Source organism: Moritella sp. Urea-trap-13 (genome assembly GCF_002836355.1).
In the GTDB taxonomy this organism is placed as follows: Bacteria; Pseudomonadota; Gammaproteobacteria; order Enterobacterales; family Moritellaceae; genus Moritella.
The window spans coordinates 558,168-582,269 of sequence record NZ_PJCA01000027.1; the positions used below are offsets into that span (position 1 = coordinate 558,168).

The following is a 24,102-nucleotide window of genomic DNA, read 5'->3' on the forward strand; positions in this document are numbered from 1 at the left end:
AACTATCCGTAATTCGGATGGATGCTAACTTTCATCATTATCAAAAACAAGCATAATCCATTAAATAAATAACTATTCAATATCAACAAGAGGTTTTTGTGAGTTCATCACAGTTACAAACAGGTCCATTAACGAAAAACATGCGTCACATAGCATCCGATACAGAGATTAAAGCGTCGTTCTGGCGATATGCGATCCCATCGATTGCGGCAATGCTCGTCAGTGGTCTGTATCAAATTATCGATGGTATTTTTGTCGGTCATTATGTCGGTGTTGAAGGACTTGCGGGGATCAACATGGCGTGGCCGATCACCTTTGTGGTCTCTGGGCTCGGGATCATGATTGGTATGGGCGGTGGCAGTCTTATTTCGATAAAGCGGGGTGAAGACGATAAGGTTTCAGCGCAACAAGCATTGAATACCAGTTTTGTATTAATGCTCATATTCGCCATTTTTTCTTCTGCTGGCCTATTACTATGGGGCGCGGACTTACTGCGTGCTCAAGGTGGTGAGGGCACTACTTTTACGCTTGGTTTTGATTACGTTAATGTCTTTGGTTACGGTACTATTGCCACGATTATGGCTGCTGCTATCCCTATGTTAGTGCGCAATGATGAAAATCCCAACGTGGCGACGGCGTTAATGATCCTTGGCGCGTTATTAAATATTGTGCTCGATTATGTGTTTATTGGTTTGTGGCAGTGGCAACTTGAAGGCGCCGCATTGGCGACGATTATCGCCCAGTCGGTGGTTGCTGTTCTCGGTATTATTTACTTTTTTTCTAAGTACTCAAGTTTAAAATTAGACAGCAGTTTGGTTAAAGTTAACCCACGTATGGCGGCTCGGATTATTAACTTAGGTGCCTCATCATTAGTCATGTATTTGTATACCAGTTTTGTATTTGCACTGCATAACCGTTTGTTCATGCAATATGGTACATCGGTGACGGTCGGCGCGTTTGCTATTGTCGGTTATATCATGACGCTGTATTACTTGGTTGCGGAAGGTATTGCAGAGGGTATGCAACCGCCAGTAAGTTATTACTTTGGTTCACAGCAATATGAAAATATTAAAAAAATGCTGTTATTGTCGGTAAAAGTAACCGTTATTGCGGGTGTTAGTTTTATTGTTATTTTAAACGTGATGCCTAATTTGATTATTAGTTTGTTCACCAGCGACTATTTAACCAATGAGAGTGCGGAACTGACTGCAGCGGCTAAAAATGGCATACACTTGCACCTGTTTGCGATGTTTTTAGATGGTATTATTGTGTTGTCATCAGTGTATTTTATGGCGATAGGCAAGGGCGCAAAAGCGTTAGCGATATCGGTGGGTAATATGCTCATTCAACTGCCGTTTTTATATTTCTTACCACAATGGTTAGGGGTTGATGGTATCTGGTTAGCCTTACCTTTATCTAACATTGTGTTGTTTGTTATTGTTGCACCGTTAGTTTGGCACGATATAAAGCAACGAGAAAAGGCATTTGTTATTAGCCCTTGTATGCAGTCTTAGTGAGTTGTCCTTGTTTATTTAAGCTATAGCAATCAAGGTCGTTGGCTAAAAAAAGGTTTTTACTATAAACAGTGCGCGCTTCGTTTTCGATATCGAAAATTGAAGGGCTGCTGTGTATTGTATTTTGGTAACGCGGGCTAAAGTGGGTCAATACTAAGTTATCGAGTCCGACATCATTGGCAAATTGAGCGACCAGTTTAGCGTAACAATGCTGAGGGCCTGGACCAACTTTGATGGCTATATCTTGGGTATAGGTGGCTTCATGCACCAGCACGTTGGCTGTTTTAGCGATCTTATTAAGCAGTGATGGATCATCGTTATCACCAGAGACGATGATGTTACGCGGATTTTGCATCGGTAATAAGTAATCTTGCGCATAAACAATTCGGCCGTTATCGAGTTGTACATTTAAGCCTTGTTGCAATTCTCCCCACAGTTTGCCGCGTGTGACCTTGTCTTGCGCTAATTTGTCAGTATCGAGCTTATTACTTAATCGGTTTTCACTAAAGCGATAAGCAAAAGAAGGTACGCGGTGCGAGAGCTGAACGGCTTCGATATCAAACTCAATCGTTAAATCAGCCAGTGAGCAATTGGCATCATCAATACGCTTATATTTTAGTTCATAGCTTAAATGCAGATCTGTGGCTGTTTGCATTACTTCGATGAAGGTTTGAATGGCCGCAGGCCCCACAATCCACAATGGCTCGGTTCTGCCTGACATTGCTGCACTGGCGAGCAGCCCAGGTAAACCATAACAATGGTCGCCATGCACATGTGTAATAAAGATGGCTTGTAAACGAGTTAGCGACAGTTTGGTATGCAGTAATTGATGTTGTGTACCTTCACCACAATCAACTAAGCACCATTGCTTAGAATTGGCTCGGCGAATAGCTAAACCAGATACATTACGATTTTTGGTTGGCATTCCTGCAGAGGTGCCTAAAAATACGATTTCCATGATGTGCTTCTTTTTTATATTTAATTTAACGGTAATTACAGACGATAGCAATGGACATGTTTATTGATTGTTGTTGATATTTAAGTACAAACGGTAGAGGTTAGTCATAATGTAATTGGGTAGGGGTATGCTAGTTTGGAATGTATAAAGCAGTGGGTATTAATTGTAAGGCGGGCAGCAACACCCGCCTTGTTATTACACGCTACTATTATTCAGCAAACGTTGATAAATGCTGTTTTACTTCGTCAGATGCGAACGCATGTTGAATGCTGATTTTGTAAATATTGAAGTAGTCTTCACGGCTTAAATTAAACTCTTCCATCACTTTACGCACTTCATCTGTCATCGTGGTATTTGATACTGTACGGTTATCGGTATTAATAGTGATTTGAATACCGTCGTGGTAGAAGGCTTTGACAGGATGACTTGCTAAGTTTTCAACCGCTTTAGTTTGTACATTACTGCTTGGGCAGGTTTCTAAGGCTATATTTTGGTTCTTAACCAAATCGTAAGCATCTTCATGGCCAGTGATATGAATACCATGACCAACACGCTCGGCGCCTAATAATGATACTGCATCAAATACGTTTTGACCGACACCTTGTTCACCAGCATGAATGGTTACACGGTAACCTTTTTCAATGGCGTATTGTGCGTAAGGTACAAATTCAGCGCAGAAACCTGGTGCTTCACCACCGGCTAAATCGAACGCCACAATACCCTTGTTTAAGTGCTTAGCCGCGGTATCCAATACTTCTTTAATTCTATCTTTTGGCATGTGGCGTAAGATAGATAAAATGTAGTTACCTTTGATGTCATACATTGCTTCTGCACGTTTCATCCCCGCTACAACACTATCAAATACTTGCTCAAGAGTCAGACCTTGCTCAAGGTGCAGCATTGGACCAAAACGTAGTTCTAGGTATTTTACGTTTTCTTGTGCTGCATCTTCAAATACTTCGAAAGAGATGCGCTCGATACCTTCTGCTGTTTGCATCACTGATAATGGTAAATCAAAGCGTTGTAGATACTCACCAAGGTCTGTACATGTTTCAGGGGCGATCATTAAGGTTCTGATTTCTTCAATGTCATTACTTGGCAGGGTAATGTTTTGTTCAGCAGCAAGTGCAATGATCGTTTCTGGGCGAACGCTGCCGTCTAAATGGCAATGTAAGTCAATCTTCGGCAAGTTAAAGTAATTCATGAGTCTCTACCTTTATCTATTATTTTAGGTTTTAAAGTTACAGACTTCATAATCAAGAATTTAAGGGTCTTGGTAGAAACTCCCAAACCATATTATTGGGATTATACGAAGTAATTTAACGGCGTAGTTTAGCAGCCTGATTTAAACACTGCAATTCGCTTCGATGAGTAGGTTAACAATACCGCTATATAAGCCATCATCGCCTGCTACATTTAGGATACTTTGTTTCATCAAGATGTTGGCTATACTTATAAATCTGGTTGTACAGAGCCGTTTAGGAATTCCTATGTATAAACGATTTGTTTATCTTGTTATCGCTATTTCTTCATATTTTACCTTGGTCAATGCAAGTGAAACTCCAGCGGATGTTTTACCTTCCGTGCCGTCTGCACAACAAATCATAAAATCTGCAATGGACTTTTGGCGAGGTGATAATTCTATGTCTAAAATGACCATGATTATCCATCGCGCTGATTGGCAACGTGAAATGACCATGTTGGCCTGGACGTTAGGTGATAAAAAATCATTAGTGCGTATTGAGTCACCTCATAAAGATAAAGGTAGCGCTACGTTAACGAATGATAATCAGATGTGGACCTTTTCACCGAAAATAAATCGTGTTATTCGTATTCCTTCTTCAATGATGAGCCAGTCATGGATGGGGGGCGATTTTTCAAATAATGATATCAGTAAATCAACCGATGTGATTGACAATTATCAACATTTGTTAACAGAAATAGCCATGATAGATGGGCATAAAGTGTATACCATCACGTCTATCCCTCATGATGATGCGCCCGTGGTTTGGGGTAAGGAAGTGTTTAAAGTCAGAGATGATTATGTGTTACTTGAAGAGCAGTTTTGGGATCAAGATGACAGACTTGTCAAAACCTTAAAAACCACTGAAATTAAAACCTTTGATGGTCGCCCTGTCGCCAGCAAAATGCGGATGTTTAAAGCCGATAATACGGATGAATGGACGGAGATTATTACGCTGGATATCAAGTTTAATATTGATATCAGTGCGGGCATGTTTACCTTGTCAAATTTAAGGAATCCACGCCAATGATATTGACGTTTGCTTGGCGAAATTTATGGCGTCATAAAACCCGTACTTGGTTAACGATCTCCGCGATGGTTTTTTCAAATGTGTTACTGGTATTTATGTTTTCGCTGCAATCGGGTACCTATAATATGATGATAAACAATTCATTGGATGTGTTTAGTGGCCATTTACAACTTCAAGATCGACGTTATCTCGATCAGCCTAAGCAGCGTTATGATATTAATCATGTGAGCCAATTGGCCATGCAAATTCGTCAAGCGTTATCATCTGATGCGGTGAGTATACGTGGTAGCGCATTTTCGTTGTTATCGAGTGAATCCCGTTCTTTTGGTGCTCAAGTTATAGGTGTACAGCCTGCCTTTGATCAATATACCTCAACAATATCGGGAGTCGTTAAGCAGGGGCGTTATTTAACCTCGAGTGATACTGATGCTATTATTTTAGGGCGTATTTTAGCCAAAAACCTTAAATTGACGGTCGGTGATACAGTGACATTGTTGGGCTCTGATCGAGAAGGTTCTATCGCTGCAGGCGTTGTTACTGTGGTTGGTATCTTTAGCTCGGGAATGCCAGCGTTAGACCGTAATATCGCGCAAATATCATTACCCTATTTTCAATCGCTTTTTTATAGTGAAAACAGGGCTAACTACATAGTGATCAAGACAGCAGATCCTTTAGCACTTAGCCATGCCAAAAATATAATTGCTCCTTTGCTTGATGCGATAGCGACAAAAGACCCTCAGCAGCAACTGGTATTACGGGATTGGGATGCACTGCAACCGGGTATCAAGCAAGCCATTCAAGCCGATATTGGTGGGGCTATCTTTATGTATTTCATCTTGATTTTATTGGTTTCCTTTTCGGTCATGAATACCCAGTTGATGTCTGTGCTAGAGCGTACTCGTGAGTTTGGCACTATGATGGCGCTAGGGTTAAGACCGTCCAATATTAGCCGCTTAATTATGTTGGAAACCAGTGTGATGGCGCTGATTGGTTTGGTGCTTGGCGTGGCGATTGGTATGGCTATTACGGTCTACTTGTATTTCAATGGATTGACCTATGAAGGCATGGAAGAGATGACGGAAAAATTCAATATGGCAGATAGAATTTATCCGCAGATCTCCTTGTTCGGTGCTTTTGCTGGTCCATTAGTGGTGATGCTTTTCTCATGCTTTGCCACCCTATATCCAGTATGGAAGATCCGCCGGTTAACAGCGCTTAATGCGATGAGGGCTGTGTAATGCCATTAGCCGCAATCGGTGGATTTAAATTAGCCTGGCGTAATCTATGGCGTAACTATCGCCGCACATTAATTATGTTAGTTGCGATTGTTGTGGCTGTTTGGGCGATGATATTTATGACCGCATTGATGCGAGGGATGACTAATGACATGGTTGTATCTGGCTTAAAAGCGCTGCCAGGTTTTGTGCAAGTGCATCACAGTGCATATCGAGATGACCCGAGCGTGGTTAACAGTTTTGCTATGCCTGATGCTGCGTTTAGAAAGGCGATGTCGGCGTTACCTGTCACCGATTGGGCGGTGAGGATAAAAGTGCCCGCTGTGATCGCCAGTGAGCGAGATACTCGTGGTGTGACCTTACTGGGTATTGATGCGGACAAAGAACAGGCTTTTGGTTTTACCAAAGAACAAATAATCGCTGGCCATTATTTGGCAGAGCCAACAGCACAAGAACAGGATCGAAAGGGTATTGTTATTGGTCAAAAATTGCTTGAAAAACTGGAAACCAAACTCGGCCGCCGTATTGTGATCATGTCACAAGATCCGGATAACAACCTTGTCGATCGAGGTTTTATTATTAGCGGTATTTATAGCTCGAGCATACCGGGTTTTGAAGAGCATCATGTGTACGCAGATAGACAGTATATCGAAAAGATGTTGCATATCCCCAATCAGATCTCAGAGATCTCGATTCTTGGCTCGAACTATCATGATGTTACGGCGTTAACTGCCTATGTAAAAAGCCATGCCCCTATATCGTTGGAAACGCTCAATTGGTTAGAGCTTGATACCTATTTAAGTATGATGTCTAAGGTCATGGACAGTTATGCATTAGTGTGGATATTGGTGATATTTTTAGCGCTTTCGTTTGGTCTTATCAATACTTTGATGATGGCCGTATTTGAGCGTATCCGTGAGATTGGTTTAATGCGAGCGTTGGGAATGCGCGGTACCGGTATTATTAAAATACTGCTGTTGGAGTCATCTATGCTATTGGTATTGGGGCTAATAATTGGTAATGCGTTGTCTTTATTGATGCTGTATTTGATTCGCGATGGTATCGACCTTTCGGCTGTGGCTGATGGCATGGCTATGTTTGGTTATGGCGCTGTGTTACATGCACAATTTATTTTTTCCGATATGTTACTGGCAAACGGTGTGGTTATTACGCTGGGCTTACTAATTTGTTTGTATCCAGCGTGGAAAGCGTCTCGGTATGACCCCGTTGTCGCGTTAAATAAATATTGATGTTGCATTAAATAAATATGATGTCGCGTTAACTAAATATTGAACAGGCAATAATTTATTGCCAATAAGGTTGAGGGCGCGATGAGCAATATCATATGTAGAAATGTATGTAAGACTTTTATTCAAGGTGAGAGTGAAATAAAAGGCTTAGACAATATCCAGCTGACTATCGAAAAAGGTGATTTTTTATGTTTATCAGGACCTTCTGGCTCGGGTAAAACAACATTATTAAATACTTTAGGTGGCTTACTTACGCCAGATAGCGGAGAAGTGTTTATTGATCAGCTGGATATTATGCAGCTTGATAATAACGCGTTAGCAGACTTACGCTTGGAGAAAATAGGTTTTGTGTTTCAAGCTTATAATTTAATTCCGGTGCTGAGTGCGGTTGAGAATGTTGAGTTTGTAATGCAGGTTCAAGGCGTGCCAGCCAAAGAGCGTCGAGCCAAAGCCATTGCTATTTTAACTGAGGTCGGTTTGGCGGATATGGTCAATCGCCGTCCGTCTGAGCTATCTGGTGGTCAGCAGCAGCGTGTTGCCGTTGCGCGTGCGATTGTGAGTAATCCAGCGATGATTTTAGCGGATGAACCGACCGCAAATTTAGATTCTAAATCGGCGATTGCATTAATGGCGCTGCTGGTGCGTTTAAATCAGAAACATGAGGTGACGCTTGTTTTAGCTACTCACGATGCGAGAGTGATGGATTATGCACCCCGCCAAATAAAAATGGAAGATGGCCGTATCATGCAAGATTATCGCACTGATACGAAGCCAATTCAGTGAAAGGCTTGCAGTTAATATTACAGCTTACCGGTTTTACCGTGATTTTAAATTTTTCGGTTTATGCAAACGACAGTGCACTGGTGTCGACGCTAGCGGAGCATGTTGAAGTGCAAGGGCATTTGAAATTTAGCGGCGCGTTATCAGATACCGATAAAACCAGTGTCTATGATGCAATTGGTTACTCTGAACTAAAAGATGCCGACAGTGATGCAAGGTTCAACATCGATGGGTATTGGGGACCATGGCAGATGGAACTCGATTATCAATTGTTGCTGACTTACGGTGATATACAAGCATTGCGTCATGCGCCGCTTGGTGTTTATTTGGGGAGCAAACCGATCAATGATGATAAGCGTTTGTTTAATTTAACCCAGACCTTTGTTGATGATGAGAAACTTGCTTTAACGCAGCGCTTAGATAGAGTCAGTGTTAATTACAGCAAAGATGCGCTGGTATTAAAAATAGGGCGGCAAGCGATTAGTTGGGGTAATGGATTAGTGTATACGCCGATGGATCTATTCAACCCGTTTGATCCGGCTCTGATTGATACTGAATATAAAACTGGTGACGACATGGTTTACAGTCAGTACCTGTTTGATAGCGGCAATGACGTGCAGTTGGTATGGGTTGTACGAAGAGATGAACATGGCAATGTCACCGACGATGTTGATTCGAGTGCGATTAAATATCATTTTTTTCAAGCGCAATCTGAATGGGATCTATTAATCGCTAATCATTATCGCGATCAAATTGTGGCAATTAGCAATGTCACTAATGTGGCAGGCACAGTATTAAGTAGTGATGTGGTTTACACGTATCTGGATACTGACAATGTCGTGAGTGCAGTACTAAACGCATCTTATTCTTGGGTTTTATTGGATAAAAATATGTTTGCTTTTGTGGAGTATTTTTATAATGGCTTTGGTCAAAAAAACGGTGATTACAGTCCAGGTGCATTGGCGGGTAATCCTGCATTGTGGCAACGGCTTGAACGCGGTGAGCTTTATACGTTAGGACAACGATACGTCACCACATCAGTGAATATTGAAATGACGCCACTGTGGATGTTTACCCCGAATGTACTTATTAATTTGTCTGATACTTCAGCGTTGCTGCAACTGATTAGTTCACACAATCTCACTCAAAATACCCAGTTAACAATGGTATTTAGTGTACCAATTGGCCCTGATGGCACTGAATACGGTGGCGTGACGGTAACTCAATATGGAGAACCGAAATATTTGTCAACTGAATGGACTTTTTTTGCTGAATTAGCGTGGTATTTTTAACTTTTAAGAGACCAATTTCGTCGTCAAAAACTTGAGGAACTTGATGGCAACGATTAAACCATATGGTTGGGGTATACGAAGTGATTTACGGTGTTATTATGTTAATTCGCGAAAGAATTATTTAGTGTTGCATAAGGCTTTATATGAAGATTCAAATATCGGCAAGTAATGCGCTGTGTAAATGGATGAAACTAGATTTAGATAGAATAATCAGTGTCGACGGTAAACGTATTGGTACACAAACGATCACTACAGATGCAGAAACACTTGCCTGGCAATGTCAGGTAATAAAAAACAATCCCCAGTCTCACGAGGGTACGGTTATCGCGGTTGAATCCCGTAGCCGGTATGTGATGATCTTCCCTAATTTATCTCCTCCAACGCAAGCGGAATTCGAAGCGCTGTTTTTAGGGCGACTGTTTATTGAAGTGGCTAATTTGATGCTACACAGTAGGGCGATTGAAGAGTCTGTTGCTGACATCGTTGCCTCTGAGTTTACCGCGCAGAATAAGGGATTTTGTTGGTTTAAAAATACCGACTTGAGTGTAAATGGCCATGTTAGTGATGCCGAGTCTTGGATCCGTCAAAGTTGTGATAACAATGACGTAACGGCTTATAGCGATGATGAAGCGTATGGTTTGTCTATGCACATTAATGAAATGCGTAAACGTATTGCTAAAGAAGGGCGTAATAGCCGTTTTGTTCCGGTCAAACGTTTGCTTGAAGATGCTTTATTTCGTTTTGCCAAAGGCTTATCCCGCGATAGTTATCCCGAAACACCTAATGGCCACTTTCCCAGCCCTTACCCAAAGTCGATTTCAGATAGCAAACAAGAGCCGAAAACGATACCTGATAATGTGGTTTGCTTAGCAAGTTTTCGTGAACAAAAATTGCAGTAAGGTAATATCTAGAGTGCTTAGCTAAAGTTTAGTGGACGCTACCAAGTGACTCAATATTGAACCTGAGTCACTTGGTTTTATATAATATTCCCATTTTATTCCAAACAGAAAGCCCACCACTTACATGGGTGGCGTACCTTGTTTAAACTCTTTAGTTATACTGTCCCTGAATTCCGGCGTATCTTCATAACCGTGTACTTTGGTGCCATGCTCGACAACAGCTTTCAGTAGTTCTTCTTTAGAATCAGCAGCAAGTGCCACAGAGCATTTCACATCACCGGGATAATCGCGACAATCAATATAATACCTAGCCATAATCATGTACCTCTTAAGCCTGTTAAATTGTCGAGTCGACATTGAATCATTTGGCTGATTTAGTCGACCAATTTTAAGAACGAATTAGATATGTTCTAGAGCTTAATTATAGCAAAATATCATTTTCTTCCAGCGAAATATAAAATCAAAACGACTGCGCTAATTCACTTTCTGTCATGCTCACACCTTTGATCTGGACATAAACGTCCTGCCAAACAATTATGTTGTTAACTTATTACAGCCACTAGGATGTTTAAAATGTATTAATCACTCCATTTTTCGTCATTTGCCACATAAAACTATAATTTATAATTAGTTATTGTATTATTTATGCTAACTATTTTGAAAAGTATAGCCATAAAAGCTATTATCCTTGTCTTGAAGTTAAACTCTGTAAAAAGCTGTTAAATATGAAAATTACCAAACCTGAACCGGATATTGGTGCACTTAAATTAATGCATATTGGTATGCGCTTGCTAATTGAAGTTATTCTCCCTAATGGGATTAAATCACAAGCTACGTCTCGCTTAATCGGTTATAAAAAAGATGATTTCATTCTGCTGGAATATCCGATGGGACGAGACTCTGGGTTTGATCAAGTTTTTCTAGAAAATGCTAGCATCATTGTTCGGGCAATTACAGATACAAGCTTTCGAGATATTGTTGCGTTTAAAACGAAGATTAATACCATCATTTATCGCCCTGTTAAAATGCTTTCGCTTGATATGCCGATAAATATAGCTACCCATAAGATCCGCGAAGAGCCTCGGGTTGACGCCGTATATACTGTCGATATTAAGTGTAATGGAAAAAAATGCCTAGCTAAAATGATAAACTTTTCTATTTCAGGCTGTGGTTTAGTACTTGAAAATAAAGACATATATATACTTAAGGGAAACAGTATAACCATTAACTTATCGATATCTTCAGATATTAAAGCCGAACTTGAGGGGGATGTAACAAGTGTTCTAGCAGACTCTGGTCAATTTAAGGTAGGTATAAAATTCAATCAAAATCAGCTTGAACTGAAAAAGGAAATTCTCCACAATATCATCATTGAAATGAGTAATAGTGGAAAGTTTTCGCTAGGAGGTATTTTTTAACATCGCCCTAAAATATAAAAATACCATTATGGTAGAAAAGACTGAAGTTCAGTCATCAAAACGACTGCGCTAATTCACTCTCCGTCATGCTCACGCCTTTAATCTGAGCATACACTGTTTGCCCAACCGTTAGCGCCAAATCATCACATGCCCACGGGGTGATGTTCGCCCATATATGCTCCTGACCAAACGCTAATTTTACTTGTACATTATCACTGGTTTCTGAATGGATGATCTCTGCGATCGTCGTCGGTAGAATATTACGAATACTGCTGTCTTGTGGACGAGCCAGGCACAGTGAGACATGATTAGCATGAATACGTACGCGCAGTTTACTGTCTATCATTAAAGGCATGCCATTAATCCACAGGTAGGTACCGTCTGCGAGTGATAACTTACTCATGCGATAGCGCTGATTCAGCTCTGTGATTGTAGCCATTAACAGTGAGCTTTGCTCTTTGGCGGGTAACCAGGGGCGCATTTCAGCGCTGTCCCAGACTGCTTGTAAAGGACCATTCACCAAGACCTTGCCTTTATCTAATACCAGCATGCTATCAGCGAGTTGTAAGATCTCATCTAAGCTATGGCTAACATAAATAATAGGTAAGTTGAGGGTTTTGGCTAGCTGTAATAAATAAGGGATTAGTTCCCGTTTACGCGGGAGGTCTAACGCAGCCAGCGGCTCATCCATTAATAACATCTGTGGACGTGTTAACAAGGCGCGACCAATGGCTACACGTTGTTTCTCACCGCCAGAAAGGGTTGCTGGATAACGGCTCAGTAATTCATCTAAACCAAGCAGTTTTACCACGGTATCAAAATGCACTTGGTCTTTATCTTTATTGCCGTAATTAAGATTGCCGCGCACGCTGTAGTGGGGGAATAACCGCGCCTCTTGAAACACGTAGCCTATACGACGTCGTTCAGGAGCAAGATTGATCTTTTGCTGCTGATGGTAAAGATGCGTATCACCTAAGGTCAGCTGACCATTATCCGGGGTTGATAGACCGCCGAGAATATTCACCAACGATGTTTTACCTGCACCAGAACGCCCGAAGATCGCGCAGATACCTTGCATCGGAATTTGCGCATTAACTTGTAAATCTAAGTCGCCGAGCTGTTTGTTTATATCAATGGTTAACATTATGATGCGACTCGCTGTTGGGCTTTTTTGGCTAACCACTGTGATGCAGTTAATGACAATACCGCAATGACAATCGCAATCACACACAGACGTGCGGCTTCATGTTCGGCACCTGGTGTTTGGATAAACGAGTACATCGCCAGTGGAATGGTGCGAGTTTCGCCGGGAATATTCGATACAAAGGTAATGGTTGAACCAAACTCGCCTAAACTCCGAGCAAAAGCGAGCACCATGCCTGACACAATACCGGGTAAGGTCAATGGCAGGGTAATGGTAAAAAATACCCGTAAGCGATTACTACCAAGTGTACGCGCAGCTTGTTCTAAACGTATATCAACACTTTCAAACGACAAACGGATGGCGCGTACCATGAGCGGAAACGACACTATAGCCGCGGCTAATGCTGCCCCACGCCAACTAAAGCTGAAACTCCAACCAAACCAATCATAAAGTACCGCGCCAATACTGCCTTGACGGCCCATAGAGATTAATAGTATGTAGCCAATCACCACCGGCGGTAACACCAAAGGCAGGTGGATAAGACTATCAAATAACGACTTCCCTGGGAATTCACAACGGGCGAGTATCCACGCACAAACGATGCCAAAAGGTAGGCTGAATAATACCGCTACGCTAGATACTTTTAAACTCAGCAGCAAGGCTGCAATTTCATAATCACTTAACAAAGCTATCTACCTTAAAACCGTATTTAACAAATATTGCTTGTGCAACGTCTGTTTGCAAGTATTGATAGAAGGCTGTGGTTGCGCTATTAGCATTACGTTCGACTATGACTAATGGATATTCAATGGTCTTATGAGTCGTAGCAGGGAAGGTCGCTACCGTTTTTACTTTTTTAGCAACTTGAGCGTCAGTGGCATAGACAATACCAAACGGTGATTCACCACGCTCAACAAGCGCTAGCGCACCACGCACGTTATTGGCACGGGCTAATAACGGCATCGCTTGCGACCATAAATCAAGACTCTCTAACGCTTGTTTGGCATAACGTCCCGCGGGTACATGATCGGGATCACCAACCGCAATGCGACTATCACCAACTGCTTGGGTTATATCCCAATTTTTGGTTAATGCGATGCTATTTATTGGGCTTGAGGTTGGCGCGATGAGCACCAGTGAATTGCGTAATAAGGTCACTCTTGACTCAGCAGCGACGGCATTCTGCGAGACTAAGTAATCCATCCATTTTTGGTTCGCAGACAAATAAAGCTGTGCGGGCGCACCTTGGGCGATTTGTCTTGCTAAGGTTGAGGATGAAGCAAAAGAAAATACTGGGTTTATGTTTGTTGGGTTTATTATTGAGTCTGCTTTGAATGTATCGCCAACTTCAGTTAGGGCATTGGTGAGAGATGCCGCGGCAAAGATCAGCACGCGTTCTTCAGCTATTACGTTACAGCTGAGTGTAAGTAAAATAAGGGTCGCGAGTTGCTTGAATTTATTGCGATATCTTGGTGGCATTAACAACCTCTCATTTCTATTTTATTTGACGTATGATAAATAGCATTACGTTATATAGTTGACTATATAACGATTGGAAAATTTTAGCCCTGTTAAGGTCGATTAACAAGGCTAAATGTTATTTTCTTGGTGGGAGTTAGATAACGACTCTATTCCGACCTGCTGTTTTTGCCTCATAGAGTTTTACATCTGCACGTTTTAATGTGTTCTCAAAACTCTCTTCGCTCTGACTATTATGTAATGCTATACCGGCACTTAATGTGACACTAAATTCATTATCGTCATTTATAAAACATATTTCAGACACTTGATGACGGATCATTTCAGCCATATTCACTGCCGAAATTTCATTTTTAAAGAAGCCTATGAGGACAAATTCTTCGCCGCCGTAACGCATGCAGTAGTCGCTTTGTTTGGCATTGTGGCGCATTACTGTTGCGACTTGTTTTAGCACCTTGTCGCCATGGTCATGGCCGTGTATATCGTTGACCAATTTAAAATGGTCAAGATCGATGAATATTGCCGTAAGGTGATAATCGGTTACCTTGCTGTGATTAAGCAGCGCAGGTGAAATCTCTTTTAAAAAGCGTTTTGTATATAAATTAGTGAGCGCGTCGCGTACCGATAATTCACTTAATTGATGTACGAAATAGTTAATAATGACAATAATTGTAAAGATGAAGATGAGGAAACCAAACAGTAAAACCCCTGAGGTTCTTAATACAGCCCAGAAAATATTCGATTTCATATCATCAAGATAAAGTCCTGTACCAATTAGCCAGTCCCAAGCCGCATAGTGGGCTACATAAGATATTTTCGGGAACTCTTCTGCGGTATTTAGTTTAGGCCAAGTATATGAAACCCAGCCACCGCCATTCCTTGCCTCTCGGTCAAATTCTTGAAAAATATATTTGCCATTACTATCTGCCCAATTGGTCATATTAAGACCGACTAAATTAGGCATGTAAGGCTGTATCAGGATCTTACCTTTATTATCGTTGATCCAAAAATAACCATCATCACCATACGTTGCCGATTCAAGTGTGCGCATCGCCATTTGTTGTGCATCAGAAGTGGACAACTTTGCTGATAATTCTAATTGGTGGAAATGTTGGATAATACCAAGCGCTGATTCAATGAAATTTTTGGATTGGGCTTTTTTTTCTTCTTCAAGACTAGTGGAAAAAGAGTGGTAAAAAAACAATACAAAGGCAACTATCCCGATGATAATCATTGCAGACAGGCCAACCAATTTATTTTGGAGTGGTAGTCGGTACGACTTTGGAGATAAATTGTGCATTGTTACTCCCAACGAAAGACAAAATAGCTGTTTGATATCAATATGCAGGTGGAAAATGAATGCGCGATTATATATGTTTATTGCTTCATTGGCGCGTTTTTTTACCATTGATTTACATATTTCACTATTAAAGTTAGCGGTAACTTGAATGATGGCAGTACAGTAGCGCGAATTGCACTACTGTATTAGTTTTTCACGTATTGAGTCAGCGCTATGCAGACATAATATTAATGATCGTTGTATCGGTGTTAGCCATACCATTGGTGACGAGCAGGCCGATATTACGGATACTTGATTCAATGTCATGGGCAATAATACCTTGGTCAAATGCTTGGGTATCATTCATAGCCAACATAAAGGCGGTAACTGCGCTACTTGTTGAGGTTTTTACTTTCATTGCACAGGTTGATTTTGCGCCATCACAGACCATACCTGAGCAGTCGCTTAATACATTTTGGATGGCATAACATGACTGTTCATAATTACCGCCAGCAAGGTAAACCATCGCCATTGCAGCCGAGGCACTCGTGACCGTATTCCCACAGAATGCTGATAGCGGTGGATAGTGTTGCTTAATATAAATTGCGCCGAGATGACTTAGTATAAGCGCGCGAGCGAGTTGTTCATCACTGGCTTTATAATGCTTGGCAATCATCTCGACAGGAACCGTTGCAGCAATACCCTGATTGCCACTGCCATAATTACTCATCGCAGGTAATGTTGCACCACCCATACGGGCATCGGATGCAGCTGAAGTACGCATGACAATCGAATTATTTAGGTCTGCGCAGCTGTTATTACTGAAGACCAATTTACCGTTTAGTGTTGTCTTGGTTATTTGCGTATGACCACCACTGATCTCGACAACGGCAATATAATCTCGACATTTTGCTTCGACATGGCAGTAAATGAACTCTTTTGAGTCGGTACGTTTAACAATGACATTACCGGTATCGATTAGGGCTTGTGCTTGTGTCACTTGAGGCGGGGTTATTTGTGCTAATACTTCTAGCCCTGCTTCTGGATCACCGGCAATTGCACCGACTGCCGCAGCAATAGCTAAGCCAATTTTACCGGTACCGGGTACAAACACACCCATTGAATTTTTATACAGGTTATCGGAAACGTGAACGGTGAGCTGTTCTGCTGTTGCTGGTAGCATGCTGGCCGCAACGGCGGAGGCGTACGCGGCTGAGATAGGTTCAGTGCAGCCTAACGCTGGCTTTACAAAAGTATTAAGTAGTTGTTTATATTGCTGCCATTGCTTAGTCATAGGTATTCCTCATTGATGCTGAAGCATACCCTCAGCAGCGTCAGTGCTTGACGTTAACGTACGCTGTCTTACACTTACTTACATTTCAACACTTACTCTACGCCTATGTTGAGAGAATATTTTTTCATATATGGGAGTGTTTATACGATTAAAGAGAATAAATTTCTCCTATTTGACACTGATACTCCTCATTTGTGGAGCGGTTCACAGTTATTGACCGTGTTTATTCTTTGTTATGTAATTTAATGAGGTTTATTTTTCAGGGCGATTTTAATCAGAGTCATATGCATAGGGTTGTCGTAGTCGACAGAGTTGTTATTATTTTTCTGATGACGCACAATACAAATCTCATTCTTAAGCAGATGATATACCATGGATTTAAAAGCCTTATTGACCATTTCCGTTGCAGATAAAGTGTTTGCTAACCCCAAACGGATCGCATTGTTACAGCAGATACAAGTCTGTGGTTCGATTAGTCAGGGCGCAAAGCTCGCTGGTATGAGTTACAAGACCGCGTGGGATTCGGTGAAAGATATGAATACCCGCTTGCCTGAACCCGTGGTGCATAGTGAGAAAGGGGGGAAAGGTGGTGGTGGCGCTAAGCTAACCGTTTTTGGTGAACGCTTATTACAAATGTATGCGCTGACTGATCAAATGCAAGATATGGTATTAGCAGCCTTACAAGACCAAACGATCCCCATGAATAATCTATTGGATGTGATGGCCCACCTGTCATTGAAAACCAGTGCCCGTAATCAATTATCAGGTACCATCTTATCATTAGACAATAGCCTAACGAATACAGATTCTAATCATGATGATTTGAATGTACGTTTGCAAGTCGAACTGACGAATGGCTTACGACTCAATGCCAATGTAACTCAAAGCAGTTGTGCTCGATTGTCTTTAATTGTTGGCAAGCCGATTTTATTATTATTTAAAGCGCCTGCAGTTACGCTTAAGGAAAACAAAACATCGAATAGTCCTGAAAATCAACTGCGTGGCGTTGTGCATGAAATTCACAGTAATCGTCACACAACAGAAGTTAGCATGAGGCTTATCGATAACGGTTTGCAAGATAACAACCTTGCCCCGCAACTCATATATGCGTCTATTGATACGCAATTAGCAAATGAGCTAAAACTTGTGAGCGGCGGTGAGTATTATGCGGTATTTTCATCAACTCAAACTATTGTTGCTTGTATGAGTTAATTGCCACTTAAGGTCAGTCATAATAATGCAATGTTCGTTTAATGCGAACACTGCACAATGGTTAAACTCATTTAGTTATTATTTTTCAAATCCATATACGACCTTGCCTCAATACCCTGTTCATTTATCTGTAAACCAGTGTTCAAGCGTAAATTATAATTTTGCATATCTTTCAGTTCCTGCGGTACTTCCTGACCGCTGAGTTCTGCTGCTGTCACCAAGGGCGTAAAAGCTTTGCGGTAATTGATTGATAGGCTGTAAATCCCTGTTGCTGTTATTGGTTTATCACCCAGTTCAATGGCGATTTTTTTGGCTTTATCACCGCTAAAAATAACCATATGCTCTTTATGCATGACTACTTGGGGATTAATGCCAGGTAGTGATGAAAATGGAATCAGTGATGATAGTGGAACTACTTTACCGTTTGCAGGTAATTTAACGTCTGCCAGCTCTGGTCTAAACGTCGCCATAATATTAAATAATGTTCTTGGGTCGCTGGCTGATAAACTGATGATGGTATCTAAATTTTTGATGACCACTTCACTCTGACTTTCATCTAAACTGTAATCAAGTACCGCGCCCGAAACACCTTTAATACCATTAGCCATTGCCGTCATTACACCAAGCATTGCGGGATTGTTCTGCTGAATTTCGGATTGCATCTTTTGTAATGGAGGGCAGATATAACTTGGTTGTTGTAATTCATTCCAAACGCGACTGATTGCGGGTGATAGGTTGCCGACATCAACGCCAATACCAAGAGCTAACACGGTATTATTTAGATCGTTGACGTATTCAGGTATAAACCCAGCCAACTGTGTTAGGGCTGTTAAAATGGTTTGATTGTGACTCTCGATCACCATCGCCATCTCAAGCGTTGTATTATCGTCATTAATGTCAAATTGATGGAAACCAAACACAGTTCGTGGCCAGTTTCTGGCAATACTGGTGAGTTCCTTTTTACATGCAGGTTGCTGGTAGACTTGCAGGTGATCTTGCTCCTGTAATACCATTAACTTAGCAATATGCTGACCAAGTAAGTTCTTATCTGGTGATGTTATAGCTTGAACTAGGGCTTGGTGATTTATATAGCTGATCGCATCTTCGGTAAAACCGTGTGTGCTAATAATATCATTGAGCAGGTTTGAATTTGCTAAAGAGTTCTCTACCGGCGTTATTCCCAGTGCATTTTCCAATAATAATGGTTGGTTTAAACTGCTATTAAAAGTGACGGTTAAGATATTATTATGTTGACTAATAATTAACGCTAACTGTTCTGGATCTGTTTCGTCAGTAAGTTGGTAGCTGCGATAATCACGCTGTTTTATTTGACTTTGCTCATGGCTAAATCCACTTTCAGCTTCAGCCTTATCCAATAATGCCCATATCGCATCTGGGTCGGTGACATCTATTTTGAATACCGGGATCATACCTAAGGTGTACAGATAACCTTGTACCTCCTCTGCAATACCAAACGTAGCCATGAAAGTATCTGCATCTTGCATACTTTCTAGATAACTTTTAACTAAATGTAAGAAAAAATTGATCTTAGTATCTGCAGGGTCGTAACTCTCACTTGAGTATAAAGCTGTAATCAGATCATCGGGTGATTGGCTATAATTGTAACTTATCGAATTAATGTATGCTCTGATAGGGAAGGGGGTTAATTGTCCTGAAAACAGTGCTGTATTTGCAGGAATGTAGTCTAATATTGCGTGCTCATTTGATGTTTGTTTTTTCGTGAGTAGATATCCCGCCGTGGCGATAGTGATAATTAAAGCGCCTGCAATTAAAGTCCGTTTCATCGTATCCAATCCATTTTATATTGTTAATTCCAGTATGGTATATTTATTCCGTTTTCGTTATTCGCTCGTCATTTTTAGTGTCACTACATTATTTACATAAGCGCGATACGTAAATAAAATTATATAAATATTAATTAGAAATTAGAAATAAAGCGATATATACAAAAATGCCTATTAGGATTAACTAATAGGCATTTTTATTTCTATACTGAGCTAAGCACTACAAACAAGCTAGTGAGGTCATGTGAACTCATTATACAAATGAGAACTGTACCCCTAAATTATAACTAAACTCGCTTTGGGTGCGATTCGCATACTCAAGGCCTGCTACGAGTCCAAAGGTAGAACCGAGTTGGAAAACGTTCTTTAATCTGACCATATTCTTATGTTCTTCAACTGCTTCATATTGGTACGAAAGATCTGTCATCCAATGTCTAGCAATTTGAGCTTTGATCCCTGCTTTGCAGTAGCCCGAGGTCTCAGCATAATGCCGCTCATCTCTATTCGCACTGTGGTTAACGACCCCGCAAGACACAGGCACTGAAAATGTTGATGAGCGTTTAATGACATAACCCATCCCTGCTGACCAGGTATTTATTTCAGAGCTAAATCGGGTTTGGAAATTAGCATCACCTTCAACAAATATATCGCCAATAATATTGGCATTCACATCAAGATATAGTCCTGCTAACCCTTTATTTTCTGAGTTATTGTATTTATCGCCAAAATACGGCGTCATTGCATCTGATGAATAATTCGTTGCTTTATAACCAAAGCCGACATAGGTAAAATTATCAGCAATATCTGTGTTGGCATAAACATTAGTTGATAATAATAACGTGAGTAGGAACTTTTTCATGTGATACCTTATTTTCGATGTTAATTTAATCTGTATTGGCTCATTATCCATATACTAAGATATTGTATTTTATAGCTCAATGAGAAAAATGTAAGATTTTTAAGTGATATACAAAAATGCCTATTAGCGTTAACTAATAGGCATTTTTTATTACTCTATTTTTCTAGAATAGCTATCGATTAAGCCGTTGTTTGTTCTATCGGCGTGTCTGCTGATTTGTCCTGTTTTGACTTCAACAATCGACTGGTAATAGTACCAGCTGCCATTGAGCCACTGACATTCAGTGCAGTACGTGCCATATCGATTAATGGTTCAATCGAAATAAGCAGTGCGGCGATAGTGACAGGTAAACCCATCGCAGGTAATACGATAAGCGCCGCAAATGTTGCACCACCACCGACACCGGCAATACCAAACGAGCTCACCATGATAATTGCGACTAGCGATAAGATGAAGCTAAAGTCCATTGGGTCAATGCCCACACTTGGCGCTACCATTACCGCTAGCATAGCAGGGTAGATACCCGCACAACCATTTTGACCAATCGTTGCCCCAAATGATGCAGATAGGTTGGCAATCGCTGGTGGCACGTTTAGCTCGTTAATTTGCGCTTCAACATTTAGTGGAATAGTTGCTGCACTGCTACGAGAACTAAAGGCAAATGTGAGAACAGGCCAGATTTTTTTGAAATATTCTGTTGGTTTAACACCAACGAATGAAACTAATACGCCGTGTACAACAAACATCAATAAGATAGCCACGTAAGATGCGACGATAAAACCGAGTAAGTTAAGAATGTCAGTCGGGCTTGATGTTGCGACCACTTTCATCATTAGCGCTAAGATACCGTAAGGTGTGATCGCCATGATCATTTTCACTAAACGCATGACGATGGCTTGCGATACATCGACAAAGGTATTAATTGGTTTTGCTAATTCAGCATTTTCGGCACTGACTTTTAGCGCCGCAATACCCACTAGAATACCAAAGATAACTACGGCAATAATCGATGTTGAGCGTGAACCTGTTAAGTCAGCAAACGGGTTAGTTGGGATGAAACTCACTAACATTTGCGGAATACTTAAGTCACTTACTTGACCTGCTCGTGATTCAATCACAGCGACACGGGCTATTTCACGAGAGCCTTCTGTTAGACCTTCAGCCGATAAACCAAACAGTTGGGCGATACCAATACCAACAAGCGCTGATAGCATAGTTGTAAATAATAAAACACCAATTGTTAAACCACTAATTTGTCCCAGCGAGCCTGAGCGATCAAGTTTAACAACAGCTGAAATCATTGATACTAATACTAATGGCATGATCACCATTTTCAGTAAACCAACGTAGCCTTTACCGACAATATCAACCCATGCGAGGGTTTCTTTAATCACGCTACTGCCTTCGCCATAACCGACTTGAAGTATTAAGCCAAATACACTACCTGAAACAAGACCTAATAAAACCAGACGTGAAAGAGTGTGACCCTTTCGTTGTTGGCCATTTAATAAATAAATGAGGATACCGAATACCGCTAAGTTAGCGATAACAACTAATGACATGATAAATTCCTATGGATGGTTTAGCTTAAACAACCGGATAGCACTACCTTGTGCCGTGTTTTTAAGCTATTTAATAACAATGATTTATGAATATTTCAGCAGATTACACTAGTGATTAGCTTGTCCAAAGGAATTAAAAATCATTAGATATTACTTTTTAGCATATAAAGAACTGTTTATTTTTAATATGTTTTATTGCTGGGCTGGTTTTGAGTTATTAATATTTAAATGATTGAATTTTAGATATTAATAAATATAAAAAGCCATAACGAAGAAAACTCGTCATGGCTTTACCCTGCAGGGGCGGAAACAATTTATTCTATTGGTTCGTATGGAGGTTGCTTTATAATCAAATAGTGATACTAGTAAAGTTGGGTAATAACCCTTTTACCATGCAGTCAGCACCTGCGATTTGTTGATGGTCATGATGGCGATTAACTAAATGTGACCGCGAGACTGAGCAAGATCATGACTAACACTGAGAGCATACCCATTAACGGCAGGGTAAACTTAAGCCATGACGAATAACCAACACGGCCAATTGCCAAAGCACCCATTACGACACCTGATGTTGGCGTAATCATGTTTGGTAAACCTGATGCAGATTGATAAGCGGTTACCACTAATTCACGACTTACACCAGCGAAGTCCGCTAACGGTGCCATGATAGGCATCGTCAACACAGCAAGGCCAGAAGAAGATGGTACGACTAAACAAAGTACCGCTTCAATCCAATAAATTGCATTAATGAAGGCTATATCACTTAAACCACCGAGTAAACCTTCGGCAAAATTTAAAATAGTATGGGTTATATTACCGTTGTCCATCACCACAACTAAACCGCGTGCGATGGCTATGATTAATGCCACACCTAACAGATCTCGAGCACCGGTAATGAAACTATCAGTTGTTTCACTTTCGGTTAAACGACCTACAATACCCGTGACAATAGTCGCACCAATAAATAACGCGGACAATTCACCCATCCACCAGCCTGCTGCAGATACACCCCAAACCATGATAGCAAATGATAGTGTGAAAATAACTAATACTGCTTTTCGCGTACCTGTTAATGTCAATACTTGTTGGCTTTTACTGTGTAGAAAGTGCTGTTCGTTATCTGTTTTTTGATGGAAAACTAACGACGCTGACGGATCTGCTTTTACTTTTGCTGCGTAACGCATGACATAAATCACGCAAAGCAACCAGCCGAATACCAAAATGATGGCGCGTAAGGCAAAGCCGTCCATGAAGCTGATTTCTGCTGCATTAGAAGCGATTACTGTTGCAAAAGGGTTAATAGTGGAACCTAAACAACCAATACCTGCACCGATCATAATAATAGCCACCCCGACAATACTGTCATAACCTGCGGCAATCATTACTGGAATTAATAAGGTATAAAACGGTAGCGTTTCTTCCGCCATACCATATACCGTACCACCCAGTGCAAATAATCCCATTAAGATTGGGATCATCCATTTTTCATGGCCATTAAGGCGTGTCATTGTTGCTGCTATGCCAGCATCGATAGCGCCAGTACTGGTCACAACGGCAATAAAACCACCAATGATCAAAACAAATAAGGCGACATCGACAGCGCGAGCTGCATAACTTGATGGATCATAAAAACCTTGCACTGGTGCCATTAATACTTCAACGATACCTTGTGGATTTGCTTCTACGGTTTGGTATGAACCTACTTGCGGTACTTTTTTACCCAAGGTGTCATTCATTTCCATTTGATATTTACCTGCTGGGATCACCCAAGTCAACGCAGCCATCAATACCGTGAGTAGAAATAAGATCGTATAGGTAGAGGGAAATTTAAGTTTCATTACTGGTATGT

General features: G+C 41.0%; 21 protein-coding genes and 1 riboswitch. Of the genes, 9 read left to right on the forward strand and 12 right to left on the reverse strand.

Going from position 1 to position 24,102, the window contains the following annotated elements; translation table 11 throughout:
* Positions 1-98 precede the first annotated feature (98 nt).
* Positions 99-1,514 carry an MATE family efflux transporter gene (locus CXF93_RS05325; RefSeq protein WP_101061383.1) on the forward strand — a complete coding sequence of 472 codons (1,416 nt, stop codon included), beginning with the start codon at positions 99-101 and terminating at the stop codon, positions 1,512-1,514.
* Here the strand turns inward: CXF93_RS05325 and CXF93_RS05330 are convergent.
* A complete protein-coding gene (locus tag CXF93_RS05330) occupies positions 1,492-2,472 on the reverse strand; it encodes a ribonuclease Z (protein ID WP_101061384.1) in 981 nt (326 codons plus the stop codon). The two genes, CXF93_RS05325 and CXF93_RS05330, sit on opposite strands and share 23 nt — an antisense overlap.
* Positions 2,473-2,680: 208 nt before the next feature.
* Positions 2,681-3,676 (reverse strand): adenosine deaminase, encoded by a 996-nt coding sequence (add, locus tag CXF93_RS05335; RefSeq protein WP_101061385.1) that lies wholly within the window; start codon positions 3,674-3,676, stop codon positions 2,681-2,683.
* Between the two features lie 29 nt (positions 3,677-3,705).
* Positions 3,706-3,805: riboswitch (purine riboswitch) on the reverse strand.
* 157 nt (positions 3,806-3,962) lie between these two features.
* On the opposite strand from add, the gene CXF93_RS05340 reads away from it, so the two are divergent.
* The 6 genes from CXF93_RS05340 to CXF93_RS05365 all read left to right on the forward strand — a co-directional run bounded on the left by CXF93_RS05340 (position 3,963) and on the right by CXF93_RS05365 (position 10,201).
* The gene (locus CXF93_RS05340; RefSeq protein WP_157824419.1) at positions 3,963-4,745 is read left to right on the forward strand and encodes an outer membrane lipoprotein-sorting protein; all 783 of its coding nucleotides are present in this window, start codon (positions 3,963-3,965) and stop codon (positions 4,743-4,745) included.
* Positions 4,742-5,983: an FtsX-like permease family protein gene (locus tag CXF93_RS05345; protein ID WP_101061387.1), complete on the forward strand. Its 1,242-nt coding sequence runs from the start codon at positions 4,742-4,744 to the stop codon at positions 5,981-5,983. The genes CXF93_RS05340 and CXF93_RS05345 overlap by 4 nt, the downstream gene beginning before the upstream one ends.
* Positions 5,983-7,230: an FtsX-like permease family protein gene (locus tag CXF93_RS05350; RefSeq protein WP_101061388.1), complete on the forward strand. Its 1,248-nt coding sequence runs from the start codon at positions 5,983-5,985 to the stop codon at positions 7,228-7,230. The genes CXF93_RS05345 and CXF93_RS05350 overlap by 1 nt, the downstream gene beginning before the upstream one ends.
* Before the next feature lie 81 nt (positions 7,231-7,311).
* On the forward strand, positions 7,312-8,013 hold the full coding sequence (locus tag CXF93_RS05355; RefSeq protein WP_101061389.1) for an ABC transporter ATP-binding protein: 702 nt from the start codon (positions 7,312-7,314) through the stop codon (positions 8,011-8,013).
* Between the two features lie 5 nt (positions 8,014-8,018).
* Positions 8,019-9,302 carry a hypothetical protein gene (locus tag CXF93_RS05360; protein ID WP_157824420.1) on the forward strand — a complete coding sequence of 428 codons (1,284 nt, stop codon included), beginning with the start codon at positions 8,019-8,021 and terminating at the stop codon, positions 9,300-9,302.
* 143 nt (positions 9,303-9,445) lie between these two features.
* Entirely contained in the window at positions 9,446-10,201 is a 756-nt protein-coding gene (locus CXF93_RS05365) for a hypothetical protein (RefSeq protein ID WP_101061391.1), read from the forward strand.
* 120 nt (positions 10,202-10,321) lie between these two features.
* On the opposite strand, the gene CXF93_RS05370 is transcribed toward CXF93_RS05365, so the two are convergent.
* Positions 10,322-10,516 carry a DUF1059 domain-containing protein gene (locus tag CXF93_RS05370; protein ID WP_101061533.1) on the reverse strand — a complete coding sequence of 65 codons (195 nt, stop codon included), beginning with the start codon at positions 10,514-10,516 and terminating at the stop codon, positions 10,322-10,324.
* A 410-nt stretch (positions 10,517-10,926) separates the two neighbouring features.
* Between CXF93_RS05370 and CXF93_RS05375 the strand changes: the two genes are divergently transcribed.
* Positions 10,927-11,619: a flagellar brake protein gene (locus CXF93_RS05375; RefSeq protein ID WP_232784113.1), complete on the forward strand. Its 693-nt coding sequence runs from the start codon at positions 10,927-10,929 to the stop codon at positions 11,617-11,619.
* Between the two features lie 55 nt (positions 11,620-11,674).
* Here the strand turns inward: CXF93_RS05375 and modC are convergent, their stop codons facing one another.
* From modC to CXF93_RS05400, 5 genes are all read right to left on the reverse strand, one after another.
* Entirely contained in the window at positions 11,675-12,763 is a 1,089-nt protein-coding gene (modC, locus tag CXF93_RS05380; protein ID WP_101061393.1) for a molybdenum ABC transporter ATP-binding protein ModC, read from the reverse strand.
* A complete protein-coding gene (gene modB, locus CXF93_RS05385) occupies positions 12,763-13,449 on the reverse strand; it encodes a molybdate ABC transporter permease subunit (protein ID WP_101061394.1) in 687 nt (228 codons plus the stop codon). The genes modC and modB overlap by 1 nt, the downstream gene beginning before the upstream one ends.
* Positions 13,439-14,242: a molybdate ABC transporter substrate-binding protein gene (gene modA, locus CXF93_RS05390; protein WP_101061395.1), complete on the reverse strand. Its 804-nt coding sequence runs from the start codon at positions 14,240-14,242 to the stop codon at positions 13,439-13,441. The genes modB and modA overlap by 11 nt, the downstream gene beginning before the upstream one ends.
* Before the next feature lie 136 nt (positions 14,243-14,378).
* Complete coding sequence (locus tag CXF93_RS05395) at positions 14,379-15,542, reverse strand: diguanylate cyclase (protein ID WP_232784114.1); 1,164 nt, start codon at positions 15,540-15,542, stop codon at positions 14,379-14,381.
* A gap of 211 nt (positions 15,543-15,753) precedes the next feature.
* Positions 15,754-16,815 carry a serine dehydratase subunit alpha family protein gene (locus CXF93_RS05400; RefSeq protein ID WP_101061396.1) on the reverse strand — a complete coding sequence of 354 codons (1,062 nt, stop codon included), beginning with the start codon at positions 16,813-16,815 and terminating at the stop codon, positions 15,754-15,756.
* 372 nt (positions 16,816-17,187) lie between these two features.
* Here CXF93_RS05400 and CXF93_RS05405 point away from each other — a divergent pair, with 372 nt between their 5' ends.
* A complete protein-coding gene (locus CXF93_RS05405) occupies positions 17,188-18,027 on the forward strand; it encodes a TOBE domain-containing protein (RefSeq protein ID WP_101061397.1) in 840 nt (279 codons plus the stop codon).
* A gap of 71 nt (positions 18,028-18,098) precedes the next feature.
* Here the strand turns inward: CXF93_RS05405 and CXF93_RS05410 are convergent, their stop codons facing one another.
* The 4 genes from CXF93_RS05410 to CXF93_RS05425 all read right to left on the reverse strand — a co-directional run bounded on the left by CXF93_RS05410 (position 18,099) and on the right by CXF93_RS05425 (position 24,091).
* Positions 18,099-19,832, reverse strand: a complete 1,734-nt coding sequence (locus CXF93_RS05410; RefSeq protein WP_101061398.1) for a hypothetical protein — start codon at positions 19,830-19,832, stop codon at positions 18,099-18,101.
* A 253-nt stretch (positions 19,833-20,085) separates the two neighbouring features.
* Complete coding sequence (locus CXF93_RS05415; protein ID WP_101061399.1) at positions 20,086-20,691, reverse strand: outer membrane beta-barrel protein; 606 nt, start codon at positions 20,689-20,691, stop codon at positions 20,086-20,088.
* 179 nt (positions 20,692-20,870) lie between these two features.
* Positions 20,871-22,253 carry an L-cystine transporter gene (locus CXF93_RS05420; RefSeq protein WP_101061400.1) on the reverse strand — a complete coding sequence of 461 codons (1,383 nt, stop codon included), beginning with the start codon at positions 22,251-22,253 and terminating at the stop codon, positions 20,871-20,873.
* A gap of 434 nt (positions 22,254-22,687) precedes the next feature.
* Entirely contained in the window at positions 22,688-24,091 is a 1,404-nt protein-coding gene (locus tag CXF93_RS05425; RefSeq protein WP_101061401.1) for a YfcC family protein, read from the reverse strand.
* Positions 24,092-24,102: the final 11 nt, after the last annotated feature.

Bases quoted from the DNA above. Each gene is read 5' to 3' on its own strand.
- CXF93_RS05370 (WP_101061533.1), bottom strand. From the start codon at position 10,516: ATGGCTAGGTATTATATTGATTGTCGCGATTATCCCGGTGATGTGAAA.
- CXF93_RS05395 (WP_232784114.1), bottom strand. From the start codon at position 15,542: ATGCACAATTTATCTCCAAAGTCGTACCGACTACCACTCCAAAATAAA.
- CXF93_RS05375 (WP_232784113.1), top strand. From the start codon at position 10,927: ATGAAAATTACCAAACCTGAACCGGATATTGGTGCACTTAAATTAATG.
- CXF93_RS05350 (WP_101061388.1), top strand. From the start codon at position 5,983: ATGCCATTAGCCGCAATCGGTGGATTTAAATTAGCCTGGCGTAATCTA.
- add (WP_101061385.1), bottom strand. From the start codon at position 3,676: ATGAATTACTTTAACTTGCCGAAGATTGACTTACATTGCCATTTAGAC.
- modC (WP_101061393.1), bottom strand. From the start codon at position 12,763: ATGTTAACCATTGATATAAACAAACAGCTCGGCGACTTAGATTTACAA.
- CXF93_RS05415 (WP_101061399.1), bottom strand. From the start codon at position 20,691: ATGAAAAAGTTCCTACTCACGTTATTATTATCAACTAATGTTTATGCC.
- CXF93_RS05365 (WP_101061391.1), top strand. From the start codon at position 9,446: ATGAAGATTCAAATATCGGCAAGTAATGCGCTGTGTAAATGGATGAAA.
- CXF93_RS05345 (WP_101061387.1), top strand. From the start codon at position 4,742: ATGATATTGACGTTTGCTTGGCGAAATTTATGGCGTCATAAAACCCGT.
- modA (WP_101061395.1), bottom strand. From the start codon at position 14,242: ATGCCACCAAGATATCGCAATAAATTCAAGCAACTCGCGACCCTTATT.
- CXF93_RS05400 (WP_101061396.1), bottom strand. From the start codon at position 16,815: ATGACTAAGCAATGGCAGCAATATAAACAACTACTTAATACTTTTGTA.
- CXF93_RS05355 (WP_101061389.1), top strand. From the start codon at position 7,312: ATGAGCAATATCATATGTAGAAATGTATGTAAGACTTTTATTCAAGGT.
- CXF93_RS05330 (WP_101061384.1), bottom strand. From the start codon at position 2,472: ATGGAAATCGTATTTTTAGGCACCTCTGCAGGAATGCCAACCAAAAAT.
- CXF93_RS05420 (WP_101061400.1), bottom strand. From the start codon at position 22,253: ATGTCATTAGTTGTTATCGCTAACTTAGCGGTATTCGGTATCCTCATT.
- CXF93_RS05410 (WP_101061398.1), bottom strand. From the start codon at position 19,832: ATGAAACGGACTTTAATTGCAGGCGCTTTAATTATCACTATCGCCACG.
- CXF93_RS05340 (WP_157824419.1), top strand. From the start codon at position 3,963: ATGTATAAACGATTTGTTTATCTTGTTATCGCTATTTCTTCATATTTT.
- CXF93_RS05405 (WP_101061397.1), top strand. From the start codon at position 17,188: ATGGATTTAAAAGCCTTATTGACCATTTCCGTTGCAGATAAAGTGTTT.
- CXF93_RS05425 (WP_101061401.1), bottom strand. From the start codon at position 24,091: ATGAAACTTAAATTTCCCTCTACCTATACGATCTTATTTCTACTCACG.